20 protein-coding genes are annotated in these 16,772 nt (G+C 65.6%); 4 read left to right on the top strand and 16 right to left on the bottom strand.

Translation table 11 applies throughout. The annotated features are described in order from the left end of the window. Positions 1-93: 93 nt before the first annotated feature. The 4 genes from K4G53_RS09405 to K4G53_RS09390 are packed head-to-tail and all read right to left on the bottom strand — an operon-like array spanning position 94 to position 1,677. Positions 94-387 carry a DUF503 domain-containing protein gene (locus K4G53_RS09405; RefSeq protein WP_221385429.1) on the bottom strand — a complete coding sequence of 98 codons (294 nt, stop codon included), beginning with the start codon at positions 385-387 and terminating at the stop codon, positions 94-96. Positions 388-403: 16 nt separating this feature from the next. Next, positions 404-721 (bottom strand): putative quinol monooxygenase, encoded by a 318-nt coding sequence (locus K4G53_RS09400; RefSeq protein WP_221385428.1) that lies wholly within the window; start codon positions 719-721, stop codon positions 404-406. Then, complete coding sequence (locus K4G53_RS09395) at positions 718-1,227, bottom strand: DUF1990 domain-containing protein (protein WP_308287855.1); 510 nt, start codon at positions 1,225-1,227, stop codon at positions 718-720. The genes K4G53_RS09400 and K4G53_RS09395 overlap by 4 nt, the downstream gene beginning before the upstream one ends. A 36-nt stretch (positions 1,228-1,263) precedes the next feature. Continuing rightward, positions 1,264-1,677, bottom strand: coding sequence for an MmcQ/YjbR family DNA-binding protein (locus K4G53_RS09390; RefSeq protein ID WP_221385426.1), 414 nt, complete (start codon positions 1,675-1,677; stop codon positions 1,264-1,266). A gap of 45 nt (positions 1,678-1,722) precedes the next feature. On the opposite strand from K4G53_RS09390, the gene K4G53_RS09385 reads away from it, so the two are divergent. Further along, entirely contained in the window at positions 1,723-2,751 is a 1,029-nt protein-coding gene (locus K4G53_RS09385; RefSeq protein ID WP_221385425.1) for an isopenicillin N synthase family oxygenase, read from the top strand. On the opposite strand, the gene K4G53_RS09380 is transcribed toward K4G53_RS09385, so the two are convergent. From K4G53_RS09380 to K4G53_RS09365, 4 genes are all read right to left on the bottom strand, one after another. After that, positions 2,748-3,173 (bottom strand): CoA-binding protein, encoded by a 426-nt coding sequence (locus tag K4G53_RS09380; protein ID WP_221385424.1) that lies wholly within the window; start codon positions 3,171-3,173, stop codon positions 2,748-2,750. The genes K4G53_RS09385 and K4G53_RS09380 overlap by 4 nt on opposite strands. A gap of 199 nt (positions 3,174-3,372) precedes the next feature. Next, a complete protein-coding gene (locus tag K4G53_RS09375) occupies positions 3,373-3,732 on the bottom strand; it encodes a YegP family protein (RefSeq protein WP_221385423.1) in 360 nt (119 codons plus the stop codon). Between the two features lie 259 nt (positions 3,733-3,991). After that, positions 3,992-5,281: an adenylosuccinate synthase gene (locus K4G53_RS09370; RefSeq protein ID WP_221385422.1), complete on the bottom strand. Its 1,290-nt coding sequence runs from the start codon at positions 5,279-5,281 to the stop codon at positions 3,992-3,994. Between the two features lie 247 nt (positions 5,282-5,528). Beyond that, positions 5,529-6,593, bottom strand: a complete 1,065-nt coding sequence (locus K4G53_RS09365) for a M14 family zinc carboxypeptidase (protein ID WP_221385421.1) — start codon at positions 6,591-6,593, stop codon at positions 5,529-5,531. Positions 6,594-6,886: 293 nt separating this feature from the next. Here K4G53_RS09365 and K4G53_RS09360 point away from each other — a divergent pair, with 293 nt between their 5' ends. Continuing rightward, a complete protein-coding gene (locus K4G53_RS09360; protein WP_221385420.1) occupies positions 6,887-7,519 on the top strand; it encodes a uracil-DNA glycosylase in 633 nt (210 codons plus the stop codon). A 98-nt stretch (positions 7,520-7,617) separates the two neighbouring features. Here the strand turns inward: K4G53_RS09360 and K4G53_RS09355 are convergent, their stop codons facing one another. From K4G53_RS09355 to K4G53_RS09345, 3 genes are all read right to left on the bottom strand, one after another. Continuing rightward, positions 7,618-8,040, bottom strand: coding sequence for a DUF3151 domain-containing protein (locus K4G53_RS09355; RefSeq protein WP_221385419.1), 423 nt, complete (start codon positions 8,038-8,040; stop codon positions 7,618-7,620). Then, a complete protein-coding gene (fbaA, locus tag K4G53_RS09350; protein ID WP_221385418.1) occupies positions 8,041-9,060 on the bottom strand; it encodes a class II fructose-bisphosphate aldolase in 1,020 nt (339 codons plus the stop codon). Positions 9,061-9,182: 122 nt separating this feature from the next. Next, positions 9,183-9,839, bottom strand: coding sequence for a TrmH family RNA methyltransferase (locus tag K4G53_RS09345; RefSeq protein WP_221385417.1), 657 nt, complete (start codon positions 9,837-9,839; stop codon positions 9,183-9,185). Between the two features lie 84 nt (positions 9,840-9,923). On the opposite strand from K4G53_RS09345, the gene K4G53_RS09340 reads away from it, so the two are divergent. Then, entirely contained in the window at positions 9,924-10,760 is an 837-nt protein-coding gene (locus K4G53_RS09340) for an HAD-IIA family hydrolase (protein WP_188571777.1), read from the top strand. Here K4G53_RS09340 and K4G53_RS09335 read toward each other — a convergent pair. From K4G53_RS09335 to K4G53_RS09320, 4 genes are all read right to left on the bottom strand, one after another. Then, entirely contained in the window at positions 10,757-11,797 is a 1,041-nt protein-coding gene (locus tag K4G53_RS09335; RefSeq protein ID WP_221385416.1) for an alpha/beta hydrolase, read from the bottom strand. The genes K4G53_RS09340 and K4G53_RS09335 overlap by 4 nt on opposite strands. A gap of 69 nt (positions 11,798-11,866) precedes the next feature. After that, a complete protein-coding gene (locus tag K4G53_RS09330; RefSeq protein WP_221385415.1) occupies positions 11,867-12,487 on the bottom strand; it encodes a hypothetical protein in 621 nt (206 codons plus the stop codon). Between the two features lie 81 nt (positions 12,488-12,568). Next, entirely contained in the window at positions 12,569-13,315 is a 747-nt protein-coding gene (locus K4G53_RS09325) for a GAF and ANTAR domain-containing protein (protein ID WP_260323453.1), read from the bottom strand. Positions 13,316-13,376: 61 nt separating this feature from the next. Next, positions 13,377-14,090, bottom strand: a complete 714-nt coding sequence (locus K4G53_RS09320; protein WP_221385413.1) for a helix-turn-helix transcriptional regulator — start codon at positions 14,088-14,090, stop codon at positions 13,377-13,379. Positions 14,091-14,154: 64 nt separating this feature from the next. On the opposite strand from K4G53_RS09320, the gene K4G53_RS09315 reads away from it, so the two are divergent. Continuing rightward, positions 14,155-14,808, top strand: coding sequence for a flavin reductase family protein (locus K4G53_RS09315; protein ID WP_221385412.1), 654 nt, complete (start codon positions 14,155-14,157; stop codon positions 14,806-14,808). Here the strand turns inward: K4G53_RS09315 and pyrE are convergent. Then, a complete protein-coding gene (gene pyrE / locus K4G53_RS09305; protein ID WP_374226155.1) occupies positions 14,805-16,697 on the bottom strand; it encodes an orotate phosphoribosyltransferase in 1,893 nt (630 codons plus the stop codon). The genes K4G53_RS09315 and pyrE overlap by 4 nt on opposite strands. Positions 16,698-16,772: the final 75 nt, after the last annotated feature.

Genomic DNA, 16,772 nt, shown 5'->3' with positions numbered 1-16,772 from the left:
GAACCCGCAGAAGTTATCCACACCTCTCATCCGCTGCTCCGTAAGCGCCCTTTTGGTGTCTCAAAAGGGCGTCCACGGAGCAATCGATGGGGGTCAGTCCTCGCTGTGGAGCTCCCGCTGGCGCACGCTGAGCAGCTCGATCTCCGGCCGGCCCGCCACGAAACGTTCGACGGCGGCCAGCACCTCCACGAGGTGGGGCCGGTCCGCTGCCACGAGGCCAACGCCAAGCTGCGTGCGCCGGTACTGGCTGTGGTCCCCGACCTCGGCGACGGAGATCTCGAAGCGGCGCTTAAGTTCGGCCAGGAGGGGCCTGACAACGGAGCGTTTCTCCTTCAGGCTGTGCACGTCCCCGAGGAGGATGTCGAACTCACTCCAGCCGATCCACATGCTCCAGGCCTTCCTGCTAGATGGTGAATTCGCCCATCAGGTCCCAGCCTTCGCCCTCGAGTTGCCGGCTGATGATCCGGGGTGTTTCGGCGAGCGCCTGGGGCATGTCGGCCATGGCCTGTTTGAAGTGGCGGCTGTTAACGTGGTCGCCGGCGGCGTCGTCCTTGAACGCCTCCACCAGGACGAACTCGTTCGGGTCATCCACGCTGCGGGACCAGTCGAACCACAGGTTGCCCGGCTCCTGCCGCGTCGCCTTGGTGAAGTCGTCCACCAGGTCCAGCCAGCGCTCCGACCAGTCGGGCTTTACCTTGAACTTAACGACGATAAAAATCATTGGGCGGATCCTTCCTGGGCGAGTCTGCGTGCCCCTTCAATGTACCGGCCCGTCACGAGGCGTTGCGCCGCACGGGTCACCATTCCGCCGGCCGCGTAGAACCAGTTTGCGGGCCGGCTGAAGGCGCGGATCCGGAGCCGGACCTCCCCTTGGCTGTTGATCTCCACTTCGAAGGACTCTTCGCCCCGGGCGGGGTGGCCAGGCAGCGTCCCGTAGCCGAACCCCGCCGACTGCGGCACACCGTCCGGCATGGGCTCGTGGACCCACACCACCTCACAGGGCGCGTTCAGGCGGAGGGGCCCCACGCCGAAGCCGCTCACCACCCGCGCCCCGGGTACCGCCGTGGGTGAATCCGCGCTGACCCGAAGTCCGGCCCGGCGCTGCAGCTCCCAGGCCAGGATGCCCTCTGCCACCCGCCGGTAGACCGCGAGGCCGCTGCCCAGCCGGGCCTCTTCCAGGACACGGTCGAACCCGTCCGGGGCGGTCCCCTGTTCGGTACCTCCCACTCCGGGATAATTCAGTGCACCCAAAACCTGCCCCTGTCAGTCATCCGTTCCTGCCCCGCCCAGGCGTGCCCAGCCCAGCTGCTCCTGCTGTTTCCTGCTCAAACCGGAAACCACCAGGTCGTAGGAGTCTTCCACCATGTCACGGACCATGTCGTCCGGCAGCGACCCGTCCAGGCGGATGCCGTTCCAGTGCGTCTTGTTCATGTGCCACGCCCCCGTGATTTCGGGGTGTGCCGCACGCAGCTGGACTGCCAGGGCGGGCTCGCACTTCAGATTGACGTAGAAGTCGCGCACGTCCATCGACGACAGCGCGAAGAGTTTGGCCTCATGCCTGGCCCCGCCGGAAACCTGGGCACGGACCTTGAACACCGATGTTTCCGGGCCGAAGGGGAAGTCCTCATAGGCGCCGGGAAAGGAAAGACAGATTCTCCTCAAGGCGGCGGGGTCCATGAAGGAAGCCTATAAAGCCCGGCCCCGCGGTGCTAGTCTGCGAGGATGTCACATGACCAGGGAGCCATACCTGTTCTGGATCTGAGTAGCGCACGGCAGCCCTACGGCTCGTTCCGCCCCGAGTTCATCGAGCAGCTGCGGCACGCCACCCATGATGTGGGGTTCTTCCAGGTCACCGGGTACGGCGGATCACCCGGCCAGGCCGAGCACCTCCTGGATGTGGTCCGGCGCTTTTTCGACCTGCCCCTCGAGGAGCGGATGAAGCTGGACAACCGCCTCTCGCCGCACTTCCGCGGCTACACCCGGATGGGAACCGAGGTGACGCAGGGCAGGGCGGACGCGCGCGAACAGATCGACTACTCCCCCGAACGCGCCCCCGTGAAGGACTATCCGGCCGACCAGCCGTACTGGCTGCTGCAGGGCCCCAACCTCTGGCCGGACGAGTCCTTTCCGGAACTCAAGCCGGCGGCGATGGCCTGGGCAGAGCTGATGTCAGAGGTGGGCATGGAACTCCTGAGGGCCATCGCAGTGTCCCTGCAGCTGCCCGAAGACTACTTCGATGAGCCGTTCCGGGACACCCCGGCATGGATGGGCAAGCTCGTGCACTACGTCGGCGGCGTGGTGGAAGCGGCCGGCGACCAGGGCGTGGGTTCGCACGCCGACTATGGCTTCGTCACCCTCCTGCTCCAGGACGACGTCGGCGGCCTTGAAGTCCTGCCTCCGGGCACCACCGAATGGTTGCCCGTGGAGCCCCTTCGCGGTGCCCTCGTGGTGAACCTCGGGGAGATGCTGGAAGTGGCCACCGAGGGCTACCTGGCGGCCACCATCCACCGCGTCCAGGCTCCGCCGCCGGGCGTGGACCGCTACTCGGTCCCGTTTTTCTGGTCTCCGCGCCTCGATGCCGAGATCGGCCCCGTGCCCCTGCCGCCGGAGTTGAAAGCCCAGGCGCGCGGCATCACCGATGATCCGGGCAATCCGCTGCTGTCCACCTTCGGGCTCAACATGCTCAAAGGCCGGATGCGCGCGCATCCCGACGTCACGGAGCGGCACTATCCCCAACTGATGATCCGCTAGAGGTTGTACTTCCACGCGAGCTGGGCGGGGCAGGCGTTCATTACCACGTCCAGGCCGGCTGCCTTGGCGCGCTCTGCGGCGGCTTCGTCAATGACTCCCAGCTGCAGCCATACGGCCTTGGCACCGACGGCAATGGCCTGGTCCACCACATCGCCCACCTTCTGCGAGTTCACAAAGCAGTCGACGACGTCGATGGGCCGCTTTTCCGCCGGAATGTCACCGAGCGTGCGGTAGCCGGTCTCCCCGTGCACCGCATCCCCGGGCAGGTTGACGGGGATGATTTCCATGCCCATCCGGTCCCGGATGAACAGGGACGTGTCGTAGGCGGCACGCCATTCGTTGGTGGACAAGCCGACGATGGCCCACCTCCCCTTGGTGCGCATGAGTCGTTCAATGACTGCGGGATCGTTTGTGTGGCCCATGCGATTAGCCTACGCGGCAGGGAGGGCGGCCCACGGCCCGCGCCGAAAGTGCGTCGCCGAAACCGGCAAAAAGGAAGAGCCGGCCTGGAACGTGATGGGGGACATGTTCCAGGCCGGCGCTACACAGGGGTAATCGTTGGCACCCCCAAAAGGGTTACGCCTTTTCAAAAGTTTTTTAAAAACTTTTTTCCTCCGGCCCTCAGCGGACCGCTGCCCTGGTCCAGCGGGGCAGCGTCGCCTGACGGCGCGGCCCTTTGGCCGGTGCAAAAGCGTGCAGTCGTGAGGGCAGGCGCTGATCGTCGCAGGCAGGAACGACGACGGCGGGCGGCTCCGCGGGAATACCGGCACCGCCGGCCGCCGGACGGGCTACGGCTCCCGGCGGGCATAAGTCGGTGACCAAGCCCGTACCCGCACATTCACGCACCGCAGCGATGCCTGCTGCCACACCCCTTTTATCCTCGAACGCACCGGACACGGCCATCACCGTACCGTCGGGCGCCAGCAGGCGGAACCTGTACAGCGACTCCGGGTCAAGGAAGACTTCGAAATTTCCTGCCACGATGGTTTCCTTCCGGTCTGCGCGGTCCTGCCGGCGGCGGCCCATCCGGGGCGCGCACCGCTGCGCCGTCCATTGGGAGTCTGCTGGAACCGTCTGCTGATCAGTTCAAATGGTGCTAAAAATTCTGGCGCCCCAGCGTGCAGGCTTACAAGACCATGCGGGTTAAGCCTGTGTAAATTGCTGCCCACCGTGGAAACAGCGGCGGCGGCCCACCCGCCAAGGTGCGCCGCCGCCGTCGTGAATCCCTTAAGGGCGGGGATCAGTCGTTGATGAGGTCGTTGACCACGATCGTCTGGTCCCGGTCGGGCCCGACCCCAATGGCAGAGAAGCGGGTTCCGGAGAGCTTCTCCAGGGCCAGCACGTAGTTGCGGGCGTTCTCCGGCAGGTCCGCGAGGGTGCGGGCGCCGGTGATGTCCTCGGTCCAGCCGTCGAAGTACTCGAAGATCGGCTTCGCGTGGTGGAACTCGGTCTGGGTCATGGGCATCTCGTCATGGCGGACGCCGTCCACGTCGTAGGCCACGCACACCGGGATCTGTTCAATGCCGGTCAGCACGTCCAACTTGGTGACGAAGTAGTCCGTGAAGCCGTTGACGCGGGAGGCGTGGCGGGCCAGGACGGCGTCGTACCAGCCGCAGCGGCGCGGCCGGCCGGTGTTGACGCCGAACTCACCGCCGGTCTTCTGCAGGTAGACGCCCATCTCATCGAAGAGCTCCGTGGGGAACGGACCTGCCCCAACGCGCGTGGTGTAGGCCTTGATGATGCCGATGGAGCGCGAGATGCGGGTGGGGCCGATGCCGGAACCCACCGACGCACCGCCGGCAGTGGGGTTGGAGGAGGTCACGAACGGGTAGGTGCCGTGGTCGACGTCCAGGAAGGTTGCCTGGCCGCCTTCCATCAGGACCACCTTGCCCTCGTCCAGCGCGGAGTTGAGGACCAGGGTGCTGTCGATGACCAGCGGGCGGAGCCGTTCGGCGAAGGACAGGAAGTAGTCGACGATCTCGTCCACCACTACGCTGCGGCGGTTGTAGACCTTGACCAGGAGTTCGTTCTTCTGGCGCAGCGAGCCTTCCACCTTCTGGCGGAGGATGGATTCGTCGAAGACGTCCTGGACGCGGATGCCGAGACGGGCCACCTTGTCCATGTAGGCGGGGCCGATGCCGCGGCCGGTGGTGCCGATGGCACGCTTGCCAAGGAAGCGTTCGGTGACCTTGTCCAGGACCTGGTGGTATGGGGCCACGAGGTGCGCGTTGGCCGAGACGCGGAGCTTCGAGGTGTCGGCGCCGCGGGCCTGCAGGCCGTCAATCTCCTGGAAGAGTGCCTCGAGGTTCACCACGCAGCCGTTGCCGATAATGGGGACTGCGTTGGGGCTGAGAATGCCTGCGGGCAGCAGTTTGAGTTCGTACTTTTCACCGCCTACGACGACGGTGTGCCCGGCGTTGTTGCCGCCGTTGGGCTTGACGACGTAGTCAACACGGCCGCCCAGCAGGTCGGTGGCCTTGCCTTTACCTTCGTCGCCCCACTGGGCTCCTACGATCACAATTGCTGGCATGGGATCCTCCCCCATTCGTTCGGGCTGCCCGGGGCCGGCCACGGAGGTGGCGGACCAGACACAGCGCCGTTCATGAGAATGCCCCGAGTGGACCGGCCTCCGCCGTTTCCGCAGCACGGATCGGCGAACGCATTGGCCCCGGGGCTCTTACCACCCAAGTTTAGCCGATGGCGCACTTTGTCCACTTGTTGGGCCGCCGCGGTTCTTGATGCAGGGTAAAGGACCGCGGCGGCCTCCCAGTGGCTGGTTATTCGTCGTCGGCTTCCCCGGCTGGCCGGGACGTCTGTTCGGCGAGGGTGTCCCAGAAGGTGGTGTCGGCGTCGGCAATGGACCCGTCCGCGATGGCTGCGGCCGTGGACGTCAGGGTGGTGACCGTCTGCTTGATCAGGTAGCCGTTGCTGCGCTGCCCCAGCGCATAGCCGTCCAGGTAGTGGTCCGACATGCCCCGCATCTCGAAGAGCAGCGTGGCGATCCCGTACTCCACCGAAATGCCGTTGCGGCTGATGGTCTCGGCGCTGCCGCCCTGGTACTTGCCCAGATGGCCCCAGCCCGTGGAGTCGACGTTGTTGAAGACCACGGCGCCGAGCTGCTTGGACTTTTCGACGACGGCGGGGTCGGCGTTCGGCGTGGTGGGGTACAGGATGGAACCTGACACCAGCTTGCCGTCGCGCTCGGCGCGGGTGCCCTGGTGGTGCAGGTCGATCATGTAGTCGATCCGGTACTTGCGCATCACGTTGTTGTGCAGTGCCTGGGTTTCGGGCTGGATCTTGGCCACGTGGTCGCGGTTCAGGTCCACGCCCTCGGCGTTGTAGCGGGTGAGGTGGCGGTCGCCCTTGGCGAGGTAGTCATCCAGGGAGAAGTTCACGTCCCCCATGGCGCCGTCCGCGTTCAGCATCGGAAGGATGAGGATGTTCACGCCCTTCAGGATGTCCGCCGATTTGCCGGTTCCCAGGTGCTTGACGAACTCCAGCGCACCCTCCGTGGTGAGCTGCTCGTTGCCGTGCTGCTGGGTCAGGTACAGGATGGTGGGCTTGGCCGGGTCCGAGATGTACTTGACCAGGTGGATGTCCCGGCCTTTGACGGTCTGGCCGATGACTTCCAGCTCCATGGCCGGCTGCTTGGCGTCCTGGTCCTTCAGGAACGAGACCATCTGGTCATAGGTTGCCAGTTTTGTGGTGGTGATCTGGCCGTTGCCGTCGTAGGTGGGCCCCTCGCCCACGGCGTGTGCCAAGGGGGCGGGGCCGGCCACGACGGCGAGCGCGAGGGCTCCGGTCAGGGCCAGGTTCCTGAAGGTTGCCAGGGATTTCTTCACGGTGCGGTTTCCTCTTCTTCGAGTGCGGTGGTGCAGGCAGCCGCAATGTCCCTCATTCGGCTGTGACTCGAGCCAACCAAGCTGGACGGATTCTGTCAATCAAATCGACAAACCCTGTAAGTCCATTTTCGGTCGTCCACACCGGCACGTCGCTTCCCGGGGGCTTGGTAAACTGGACGAGGCCGACCAGGAGTTGGTCCACCCCCAATTAACCGCCGCTGACCAGTCGCGCCCCCGCGTGCCGTTTTCGGCGGCGGAAGCAACGCCAATCCCCGCAGGAGAACCAGCACTTCATGACCGCCCTGGCCCCCGAAACATTCCACGAACAGCTCCTGAACCGCCGCTACGAACCCAGCGTCGCAGCCATCAACGAACTGTGCGATTCCCTGCAGGAAGGCCGCCCCGGGACGGTAGTGCCCTACGTCGACCCCATGCATGACGTGGAGGAATGCCGCATTATCAGCCTGTTCTCCAACATCGGCGAGGCCGACAAGTCGGGCTTCATCACCGCCGGCGACCAGGACGCCGCCACCCGCATGCTCGGCATCCAGTGGAAGCTGGGCCTGCGCCCCGAGTTCGTGATGCCATGGAACGTCCACCCCTGGCACGTCCCGGGCGAACCCAACGGAAAGTTCACCCCTGATCAGGTGCAGGCCGGCCTCAAGCCCCTGCTTAAGTTCCTGGCACTGGTCCCGCGCGCCTCGGTGATCGTGGCGCACGGCACCGAAGCCAACCGCCTGGCCAACCTGCTGCTCAAGACCGAAGTTCCCCTGCTGTGGCGCCGCGGCCTGAAGACCTACAAGGTCCGGTCCCTCAGCGGCCGCGCCTTCGCCGGCTCCCCCGCGCGCCAGGAGGAGTACCTCGAGGACATGCGTGCGGCCTACGCCGACGCAATGGCCCGTACCGGTATCGCCAACAAAGCCTAGCCTGAAGAGGTCCAGCCTTAAGAGGTAACGACGGCGGGTGGCCACCTTTCATGCGAAAGGTGGCCACCCGCCGTCGTCCGTTTTAAGTCCCTGTGGCGTCAGGAGCCTTCCATGGCTGCCTTCGCCGTGGGGTCGGAGTCATTGAGGAACTTCTCGATCCGCTCCGGCTCCTCCGCCTCGCCGATGGCCGATGAAGCCCGGCCGAGGGAGTACAGCGCACGCAGGAATCCGCGGTTCGGCTCGTGCTCCCACGGGATGGGCCCCACGCCGCGCCAGCCGTTGCGGCGCAGCGAGTCCAGTCCGCGGTGGTAGCCCACCCGGGCGTAGGCGTAGGAGTCGATAGTGCGGCCCTCCTTCCAGGCTTCCTCGGCCAGGATGGCCCAGAGCAGCGAGGAGGTGGGGTGCTTTGCCACCAGGTCCAGGGCCTCGTGCCCGGCGTCCAGCTGGCCGTAGACCTCGGTTTCCGCAGGCAGGAGCGTGGGCTCGGGGCCCATCAGGTTCCTGCGGAATTCGTCCGACACCTAGAAGGTCTTTCCGGCCGAGCCAAGCTGCTTGGTGGCTTCCACCACGCGGGCTGCCAGGCCGGCTTCGGCGGAGGCGCCCCAGACGCGGGGGTCGTAGGTCTTCTTGTTGCCCACTTCGCCGTCAACCTTGAGCACGCCGTCGTAGTTCTTGAACATGTGGTGCGCCACCGGACGCGTGTAGGCGTACTGGGTGTCGGTGTCGATGTTCATCTTGATCACGCCGAAGGAGACTGCGTCCGCGATTTCCTGGTCCGAGGAGCCGGAACCGCCGTGGAAGACGAGGTCGAACGGGTTGTCCTTGCCGATCTTGGCGCCGACCTGTGCCTGGATGTCCTTGAGGATTTCCGGGCGCAGCTTCACGCCGCCAGGCTTGTAGACGCCGTGCACGTTGCCGAAGGTCAGCGCGGTGATGTAGCGGCCGTTCTCGCCGGAGCCCAGCGCCTCCACGGTGGCCAGGGCGTCCTCAACGGTGGTGTAGAGCTTTTCGTTGATCTCGTTCTCGACGCCGTCCTCTTCACCGCCCACCGTGCCGATTTCGACCTCGAGGATCATCTTCGCGGCGGCGGTGCGCTGCAGCAGCTCGCGGGCGATGCGGAGGTTGTCCTGCAGCGTCTCGGCGGAGCCGTCCCACATGTGGGAGTTGAACAGCGGGTTGCGGCCAGCCTTGACCTCGGCCTCGGAGGCGGCCAGCAGGGGCAGGACGAAGCCGTCCAGCTTGTCCTTGGGGCAGTGGTCGGTGTGCAGCGCGATGTTGACGTTGTAGTTCTTGGCCACTTCGCGGGCGAAGGCTGCGAAGCCCAGGGAACCGGCAACCATGTCCTTGGTGGAGGCGCCCGACCAGTAGGCTGCACCGCCGGTGGAAACCTGAACGATGCCGTCGGACTCGGCGTCGGCGAAACCGCGCAGCGCGGCATTCAGCGTCTGCGAGGACGTGACGTTAACGGCCGGGAACGCGAAGCCGCCCGCCTTCGCACGGTCGATCATCTCGGAGTAGATCTCTGGGGTTGCAATGGGCATGCTGGCTCCTCTGCTGAGTTTCGTCTGTGGGTGGATGACCCTCAAGTAGACCGCTTACGGCTTGGCACCATCCTAGCCATTTCCGCGCCGGGAGAGTGTTTCGGGTCACCGCTCAGTAATACTCAGACGTGCTGGTTGAAGACATGCCGGCGCACCCACGCGTGCATGGCGATGGCGGCGGCGGAAGCGGCATTGATGGACCGGGTGGAGCCGAACTGCTCGATGGACAAGGTGGCGACGGCGGCCTGGTGGACCTCCGGCGTCAGGCCCGGACCCTCCTGGCCGAAGACCAGCACGCAGTCCCGGGGCAGGTCGTACGTCTCCAGCGGCACCGAGTCCGGGAAGATGTCGACCCCGATGATCGCCAGCCCCTCCCCCTGGGCCCACCGGACGAAGTCCTCAACGGTGGGGTGGTGGCGGATGTGCTGGTAGCGGTCGGTGACCATCGCGCCCCGCCGGTTCCACCGGCGCCGGCCGATGATATGCACCTCTTTGGCAAGGAACGCGTTGGCGGTGCGCACCACGGTTCCGATATTCAGGTCATGTTGCCAGTTCTCGATGGCCACGTGGAAGTTGTGCCGGCGCGAATCCAGCTCCGCCACGATTGCCTCGTGCTTCCAGTAGCGGTACTTGTCCAGGACGTTCCGCCGGTCGCCGTCCGCCAGGAGGTCAGGGTCCCAATGGTCGCCTTCCGGCAGTTCCCCTTCCCAGGGCCCGACGCCGACCTCCGCCTTTTCCGGCGCACCCTCCCCGGGTGCGTGGTCGGGTTCGTCTGTCATGGCGGGCGTCTGGTTCACCCCTCAACACTAGACTGGTCCTTTCGGGCTTTCAGCACAGGCGCATTCATCACGTGGAGGACAGGCATGGCAGAAGCAGACCAGGTGGCAGGCAACCCGGCGGTGTACCGCAGCGGCCAGGAAATCGAGTGCTGGCTGACGGACATGGACGGCGTGCTGGTCCACGAGAACCAGCCGATTCCGGGTGCCGCGGAACTGATCCAGCGCTGGGTGGACACCTCCAAGCGCTTCCTGGTGCTGACCAACAACTCCATCTTCACCCCGCGTGACCTGGCCGCCCGCCTGCGCGCCTCCGGTCTGGAGATCCCGGAAGAGAACATCTGGACCTCCGCCCTGGCCACGGCACAGTTCCTGAAGGACCAGGTGTCCGCGGGGGGTTCGGAATCAGGCAACCGCGCGTACACCATCGGTGAGGCAGGGCTGACGACGGCGCTGCATGAGGCAGGCTTCATCCTCACCGACCAGAACCCGGACTTCGTCGTGCTCGGCGAGACGCGCACGTACTCTTTCGAGGCGATCACCATGGCCATCCGCCTGATCCTCGCCGGTGCCCGCTTCATCGCCACCAACCCCGATGCCACGGGACCGTCAAAGGACGGCCCCATGCCCGCCACCGGCGCCATCGCCGCGCTGATCACCAAGGCCACCGGCCGTGAACCGTACATTGTGGGCAAACCGAATCCCATGATGTTCCGCAGCGCGATGAACCAGATCGACGCCCACTCCGAGACCACCGCCATGATCGGGGACCGGATGGACACCGACATCATCGCCGGCATGGAAGCGGGGCTGCACACGGTCCTGGTCCTGAGCGGCATCACCCACAAGGACGACATTGCTGCCTACCCGTTCCGGCCAAACCAGGTCCTGAACTCAGTGGCGGACCTGAAGAACCAAATCTAGAAAATACTCACCCGGGAACCGCCCCGGGGCAGCGGGAAGTACTCGTCCAGCAGGTCCGTCAGGAGCGGCCGGTAGACCTGGGGGTTCCAGCCCGGGCTGGCGTGGGCCGGGGCGGCGCCGGTGGTCTGCAGGTTGCTGGAGACCATGTTGTCCTTGAACACCACAGCCCAGGTTTCCACAGCGGTTTCATAGGCCACCGTCTGGTCCTTCGGATTACCCAGGTAGGCCATCTTGGCCGCGCCGAGCTTGCCGGCAAACTGGCTTCCGTCGAAGTGGTAGATGTATGCGGACTCGGTCTGGACCAGCACGTTCGACGGGGCGATCGGGGACAGCTGCTCCAGGGTCTGGTCCAGGATCTGCCGCCAGCTCCGTTCGTCCTTGTGGATGATCCGCTCCCCCAGCTCGTACCCGCCGCGGAGCGTGGACGGGAACCGGAAGCCGCGCTCGTAGAGGAACACCACGCCGTCGAACCAGCTCTGGTCCAGCACGTCATGTGCGCTGTAGGGGCTGGAATCCAGGAGGATGAACTGCACCTGGATGCCGTTCAGCGCAAGCAGCCGTGCGGCCACCTGGGTGGCGAGCATGCCGCCGAAACTGTGGCCGTAAAAGAACAGCTTGGTGATCTTCTCGGCGGCCACGTAGTCGGTAACCGCGTTGACCACCTCGGTGATGTTCAGCCCCAGGTTGGAATAGCCGACGGCGGCAAGCCGGGCGCGCTTGTTAAGCGCGCCGCGGAGGGTGTTGAGGATCCACTGCGCTTCTTCCCAGCTGGTCTTGTACCCCGGGAACAGGAACCAGCTGGCGTCCGGGTAGTAGGCGTCAGCGAAATCGTCGGCAACCTGCAGGATCCTGGTCGTGCGCCGCTGAGACTGCACTTCACGGGTGAGCAGCATGTCCGCGGCGAGCAGGGAGGCTGCGCCCGCCCCGCCGAGGAAGGAACGGCGCGAGAAGCGTTTCAGGGCAGCCGACTCCGCCAGCAGCCGGGCCTGGGGAGTCCCGCGCCGGTCCTGCGGATTCACTTCTCCCTCAAACGGCACACCACTACCGTAGGCACACCGGAAGTTACCGCCGCAAGGAGCGGGACGTAACCTTTCGGCGACGCCGGGTCAGCTGGCGGCCTGGCCCTCCGCGGCCGGGTAAGGCGCCTGGGGGGTCTGCCGACGGCGGAGGATTTCGAGGCCGATATCGTTGTAGCGGCCCAGCAGGTCAGCGCCGTCGAGCGCCTCCGGGTTGTCCAGCAGTGCAAAGAGGGAGTCGCTGGCCTGGAGCAGTTCCTCGTCCGTGTAGGCGGTCAGGGGGCGGCCGTACAGTTCCTCGATCCACATCACGGGGAGTTGGGGGAATTCACCTGCGAACTCACCCCCGGGGAACAGCTCCCTGACGTCGTCGTCCACCAGGAGCGGTTGGCGGCTGGACTCGTCCTGCAGGCCCCGGTCATGTGAGGAGGGCGCCAGCTGAAGGCCGACCCCGGCGGAAGGAACACCCAGCAAGGAGTTGGCGGCAATGGCGTTCAGGTCTGCGCGCAGCCCGGCCAGAGCGGAGGATTCGACGAGCGCAGCACGGGAGAGGTCAACACAGATACGGCAGCGGATGCCCATCCTCCGGACCCGGCGGATGATGTGGACCAGTTCGGCACGGGAATCGTTGTGAAGGGTCCCCCGGACTTCAATCCGGACGATGTCAGCAGGGACATCAAGGTTAACGAGAGCGTCTAACGCGTGGTCCATAGGTACTCCAAAAGAGGTCTATGGCCGACGGCTCAACCTCGGCAAGCGTAACCCGCGGGAAGGCACCACACAAGCCACACCTCAGGCGGCGCCGCCTGGCCGCGTCTTGGAAGGTTCCTGGTAGTGCGTCCGCGCGCCGGCGCCGCCCACGGAATCCACCAGCGACTTGGCGATGTCCCGCAGCTTCGTGTTGCTGTTGCTGGACGCCTCGGTGAGGATTTCGACGGCGGCTTCCTGGCTGCAGCGGTTCTGCGCCATGACGATTCCCACTGCAATGTCGATGATGGTCCGCGACTCCAGGGTGGCACGAAGGTTGGTGGCGCTGTCAGCGTGCAGCGAGAACCGTACGGCCAGCCGCAGAGCCTGCGAAATTTCCCGGGTGAAGTCCCTGGCCCTCGCGGCAGCGGGCCCGTCGAACTTATGCGGAAAATCGGAATAGAGGTTCAGTGCTGCCTTGGCTTCGCCCTGCAGGTTGAAGGGCAGGGAAAAGACTGACCGCAGCCCATATGAGGCAACCGCGGCGGCGTAGTCCGGTCCCCACCGGTCCTCCTGCAGCAAATCCGGAACGTAGACTTCGCGCTCATCCTTGGCGGCGGTGAGGCACGGACCCTGCGAAAGGGAGTACTGGATTTCGTCCACTTCCCGGGCGACGGCACTGCTCCAGCCAATGGTGGCGGCCTTTCGGTCGCGGAGCAATGTGATGCCGCACAGGGCATCGTCGCCGTCCCCTGCCATCTGGTGGGCAGAGAAGCGGGCGAGTTCGTTGAGGAATTCCTCGAAATCGGCGCTTTCCAGAATAAGGTTCTGGACCTGGTCGGTTGCGCTCAAGGGCTGTTCTGGGGGGAGCAAGATGCATGGTCTCCAAGCAACTGAAAAGTATTACCGCATATCATAATTCAGCGTCAACCGGCGCTCCAAGTACCAACTCCAGCCCACAGCCAGCCAGCTGCCGGCCACCCAGCGGTGTCAGGACGACTGAGCGGGGATGCGATCCGCGTTTGAGCCACCCGCACGACAAGGCGTGTTGAGCGAAGAGGTCGGGCAGCACGCCGGCCGCATGGTCCACCCGTTCGGTCCAGTCCAAGCAAGGCCGGACCAGCGGGCGTGCCGGCTCCTGGGGCAACCGCAGGCCGATCGATTCCGCCCAGTCAAACCCGGCCCCGCTCACGTCCCAGGCCGGGGTGATGAACCCTTGGGTTTGCCAGAAGACGGCCAGTTTGACCCCCATTGCCCCGGCCAAATGCTGGTAGCAGGTGCGGCCGTGTTGCAGTTCCTGCTTATGCTTGCCGCCGCGGTAGGTCGAGGGAACTCCACGGCCGGGCGAAGGACTGAGTCGGACCAGGGCTTCGACAGCGTCTGCTACGTCCTGGTTCTTCAGCCGTACATACCGGTGCCGCCCCTGGCGTACTTCATCCAGCAGGCCGACATCCACGAGATGGTTCAGGTGCGTGGTGGCCGTACCCTTGCTGATCCCTGCACAGCCGGCGAGTTCCGAGGCTGTCCAGGCTCGGGCATCCATGAGGGCGACCAGAATCCGCGCCCGCGAAGCTTCCCCCATCGCCCTGGCTATCAGGGCGAGGTCCTCCGCCCAATACGCGCTCATGTAGCCATTTTGCCCGGCGGACGGTTTGTCCGCCCTCAAACCTTCCACCGGGAAAGATGAATGCATGTTCACCACGATTTCCCCAAGCGTCCACTACTTCGGATCGCTGGTGGCCCTGCTGACCACCAGCAACCCGAATGGAACCACCAACATCACGCCCATCTCTTCCGCTTGGTCGCTGGGCGACCACTACGTCCTGGGGCTGAGCTCCCATCACCAGGGTTACCGCAACCTGATCCGCACCGGAGAAGTGGTACTCAATCTTCCTGAGGAATGCATGGCACCGGCCATCGAACGGATCTCCATGACCACCGGCAGTGAACCGGTGCCGGCCGCGAAGGGCAGCAGCTACCGCACCGAGCACGACAAATGGGCCGTAGCGGGCTGGGACCCGTTGCCGGGCCTGCGCACCGCTCCGCAACGGATTGTGCAATGTCCCGTCCATATCGAGGCGACGCTGGACAACTCGTGGTCACTGGAAGCCGACCTGCATGCAGTCCATGTGCGCGTCCGTCACGTGCATGTCCGTGACGACTTGGTGCTGGATTCTTCGCACGTGGACGTTCGGACCTGGCGGCCCATGTTCTATACATTTCGCCACTATTTCGGCAAAGGGGGCCATCTGGGCCAGAACGCGAGGGCTGAACAGCAGCTTGTGGGCCGGACCGGTAACCAAGCGGACTGTCCCCTTGAGGCTCCGGCCGGCCGCGGAGGCTAGGCGAGTCCCAGCTCGTCCTTGCCGAAGGCGTACAGGTAGGGAACGCCGGTTTCGGCTTCGATCTTTTCCTTGGCCCCGGTATCGCGGTCCACAATCACTGCCACCGCCACCACGTTGCCGCCGGCTTTCCGGACGCCCTCCACGGCTGTCAGCGCCGAGCCGCCCGTGGTGGAGGTGTCCTCAAGGACCAGCACCTTGCGCCCCTCGACGGACGGCCCCTCCACCTGGCGCCCCATGCCGTAGGACTTCTGTGCCTTCCGCACCACGAACGCGTCAACGCTGCGGCCGGCGTAAACGGCTGCGTGCATGACGGCAGTGCCAACCGGGTCTGCACCCATGGTGAGCCCGCCGGCGCATTCGAAATCGATACCGGCCTCGTCTGCCAGTGCCAGCATGACCTGCCCCACCAGCCTGGAGGCTTCGTGATGCAGCGTGATGCGGCGCAGGTCGATGTAATAGTCCGCCTCGGCCCCGCTGGAAAGGATCACCTTGCCGCGGACCACGGCGAGTTCCTTGATCAGTTCGAGCAGTCGGGCGCGGGCAGCGGCCGTGTCTACAGCCGTGTCAGTGGGGGAAGTCATGGACTCCAGTTTAGTGGGTGGCGGAATGGCAGCGGGGCGGGCGAACGCGGGCGCGTGCTCGGGGCGCGGTCCGAAGCCGATAAGCCGGGGCAGGAGGCGCCGCACCACAGGGTTGTGGCGCAGGAAGAAGAAAAGCAGCCGCTGCCAGCTGAACGACGCGCCGGGCCTCTTCCCTGCCAGCATGTCGCCGGACAATGTCCCGGCAAACAGGGGAACGAAGATCACGCGGTGCATCAGCCGCTGCACCGCTTGGACGGCAACCGTGGGCATCCGGCGGCGCCGTTGCACGGCAGCCAGGGTCTTCGCTCTCACGTGACCCCGGAGCAGGTCCGGTGCCAGCCGCGCCGCTGCGGCCACCGCGTCCTGGATGGCGAGGTTGATCCCCACCCCGCCGGCGGGCGACATCGCGTGGGCGGCGTCACCGATGCACAGGAACCCGTCCACGTACCACCGCGGAAGCCGGTCCAACCGGACGTCCAGCCAGTGCAGGTCCTCAAGGGACTGGATGGAGTCCACCCTGTCGGCAAGGTCCGGGCGAAGTGCCGCCACGCGCTGCCTGAACCGCTCCACGCCGCCCGCACGAATCCTGGCATCGGCTCCCTTCGGTGCCAAGTAGCCCATCTGGTAGTAGTCGGTGCGGTTGAGGGCGATCATCGCGTCGCGGTCCCCCAGCGACGGGACCACTCCGGCGATCTCACCCGATTCGGACGCGCGGCGCGGCAGTTTGAACCACCAGGTATCGAAGGGCACCGGATATTCCCTGGGGTGCAGCCCAGCGGCCCGGCGGAGCACCGATTTGCGGCCGTCCGCCGCCACCACGACGTCGGCGGACAGCACCGATTCCCCGGCCGGCCCAGCTGTCCCTGCCGTCCGGTAGCGCACCCCGGTGACGCGTCCGCCGTCGAACGCCAAACCCGTGGCCTCATGGTCCATGAGGAGCGTAAAGCCCGGCTCGGCGGCGGCCTTTGAGGCGAGGAAATCGAGGAGGTCCCACTGGGGCATCATCGCGATGTAGTCGTAGGGAGGCTTCAAGGACGAGAAATCGGCCAGCGTGACCATGCCTTTGCCGGGGACGGGGACCGCGACTCCCCGCAGCCGGCTCTGCGGCAGTTTGCGGAACCCATCGCCCAGGCCAAGTTCGTCAATCAGCCGGATGGTGGACGGGTGCACTGTGTCGCCGCGGAAATCGCGGAGGAAGTCGCTGTGCTTCTCCAGGACCGCGACCTGCACGCCCGCCCTTGCCAGCAGCAGGCCAAGCACCATGCCTGCCGGACCGCCGCCCACAACAGCACACCCCGTCGGTTCCATGCCTGTACGGTACGCCGCCCAACGCCCGGCCGGAACAGTTGAGGGTTGTTGACAGCGCTGGCTAGGCTGGACCAC

The sequence above is a fragment of the Arthrobacter sp. MAHUQ-56 genome, from assembly GCF_019710585.1.
Lineage (GTDB): Bacteria > Actinomycetota > Actinomycetes > Actinomycetales > Micrococcaceae > Arthrobacter.
The sequence above is the reverse complement of the archived record's forward strand: the minus strand, read 5'-3'. Positions and strand labels throughout refer to the sequence as shown.

Bases quoted from the DNA above. Each gene is read 5' to 3' on its own strand.
- K4G53_RS09370 (WP_221385422.1), bottom strand. From the start codon at position 5,281: ATGCCAGCAATTGTGATCGTAGGAGCCCAGTGGGGCGACGAAGGTAAA.
- K4G53_RS09330 (WP_221385415.1), bottom strand. From the start codon at position 12,487: ATGGACCACGCGTTAGACGCTCTCGTTAACCTTGATGTCCCTGCTGAC.
- K4G53_RS09390 (WP_221385426.1), bottom strand. From the start codon at position 1,677: ATGGACCCCGCCGCCTTGAGGAGAATCTGTCTTTCCTTTCCCGGCGCC.
- K4G53_RS09345 (WP_221385417.1), bottom strand. From the start codon at position 9,839: ATGACAGACGAACCCGACCACGCACCCGGGGAGGGTGCGCCGGAAAAG.
- pyrE (WP_374226155.1), bottom strand. From the start codon at position 16,697: ATGGAACCGACGGGGTGTGCTGTTGTGGGCGGCGGTCCGGCAGGCATG.
- K4G53_RS09400 (WP_221385428.1), bottom strand. From the start codon at position 721: ATGATTTTTATCGTCGTTAAGTTCAAGGTAAAGCCCGACTGGTCGGAG.
- K4G53_RS09405 (WP_221385429.1), bottom strand. From the start codon at position 387: ATGTGGATCGGCTGGAGTGAGTTCGACATCCTCCTCGGGGACGTGCAC.
- K4G53_RS09340 (WP_188571777.1), top strand. From the start codon at position 9,924: ATGGCAGAAGCAGACCAGGTGGCAGGCAACCCGGCGGTGTACCGCAGC.
- K4G53_RS09360 (WP_221385420.1), top strand. From the start codon at position 6,887: ATGACCGCCCTGGCCCCCGAAACATTCCACGAACAGCTCCTGAACCGC.
- fbaA (WP_221385418.1), bottom strand. From the start codon at position 9,060: ATGCCCATTGCAACCCCAGAGATCTACTCCGAGATGATCGACCGTGCG.
- K4G53_RS09320 (WP_221385413.1), bottom strand. From the start codon at position 14,090: ATGAGCGCGTATTGGGCGGAGGACCTCGCCCTGATAGCCAGGGCGATG.
- K4G53_RS09380 (WP_221385424.1), bottom strand. From the start codon at position 3,173: ATGGGCCACACAAACGATCCCGCAGTCATTGAACGACTCATGCGCACC.
- K4G53_RS09385 (WP_221385425.1), top strand. From the start codon at position 1,723: ATGTCACATGACCAGGGAGCCATACCTGTTCTGGATCTGAGTAGCGCA.
- K4G53_RS09315 (WP_221385412.1), top strand. From the start codon at position 14,155: ATGTTCACCACGATTTCCCCAAGCGTCCACTACTTCGGATCGCTGGTG.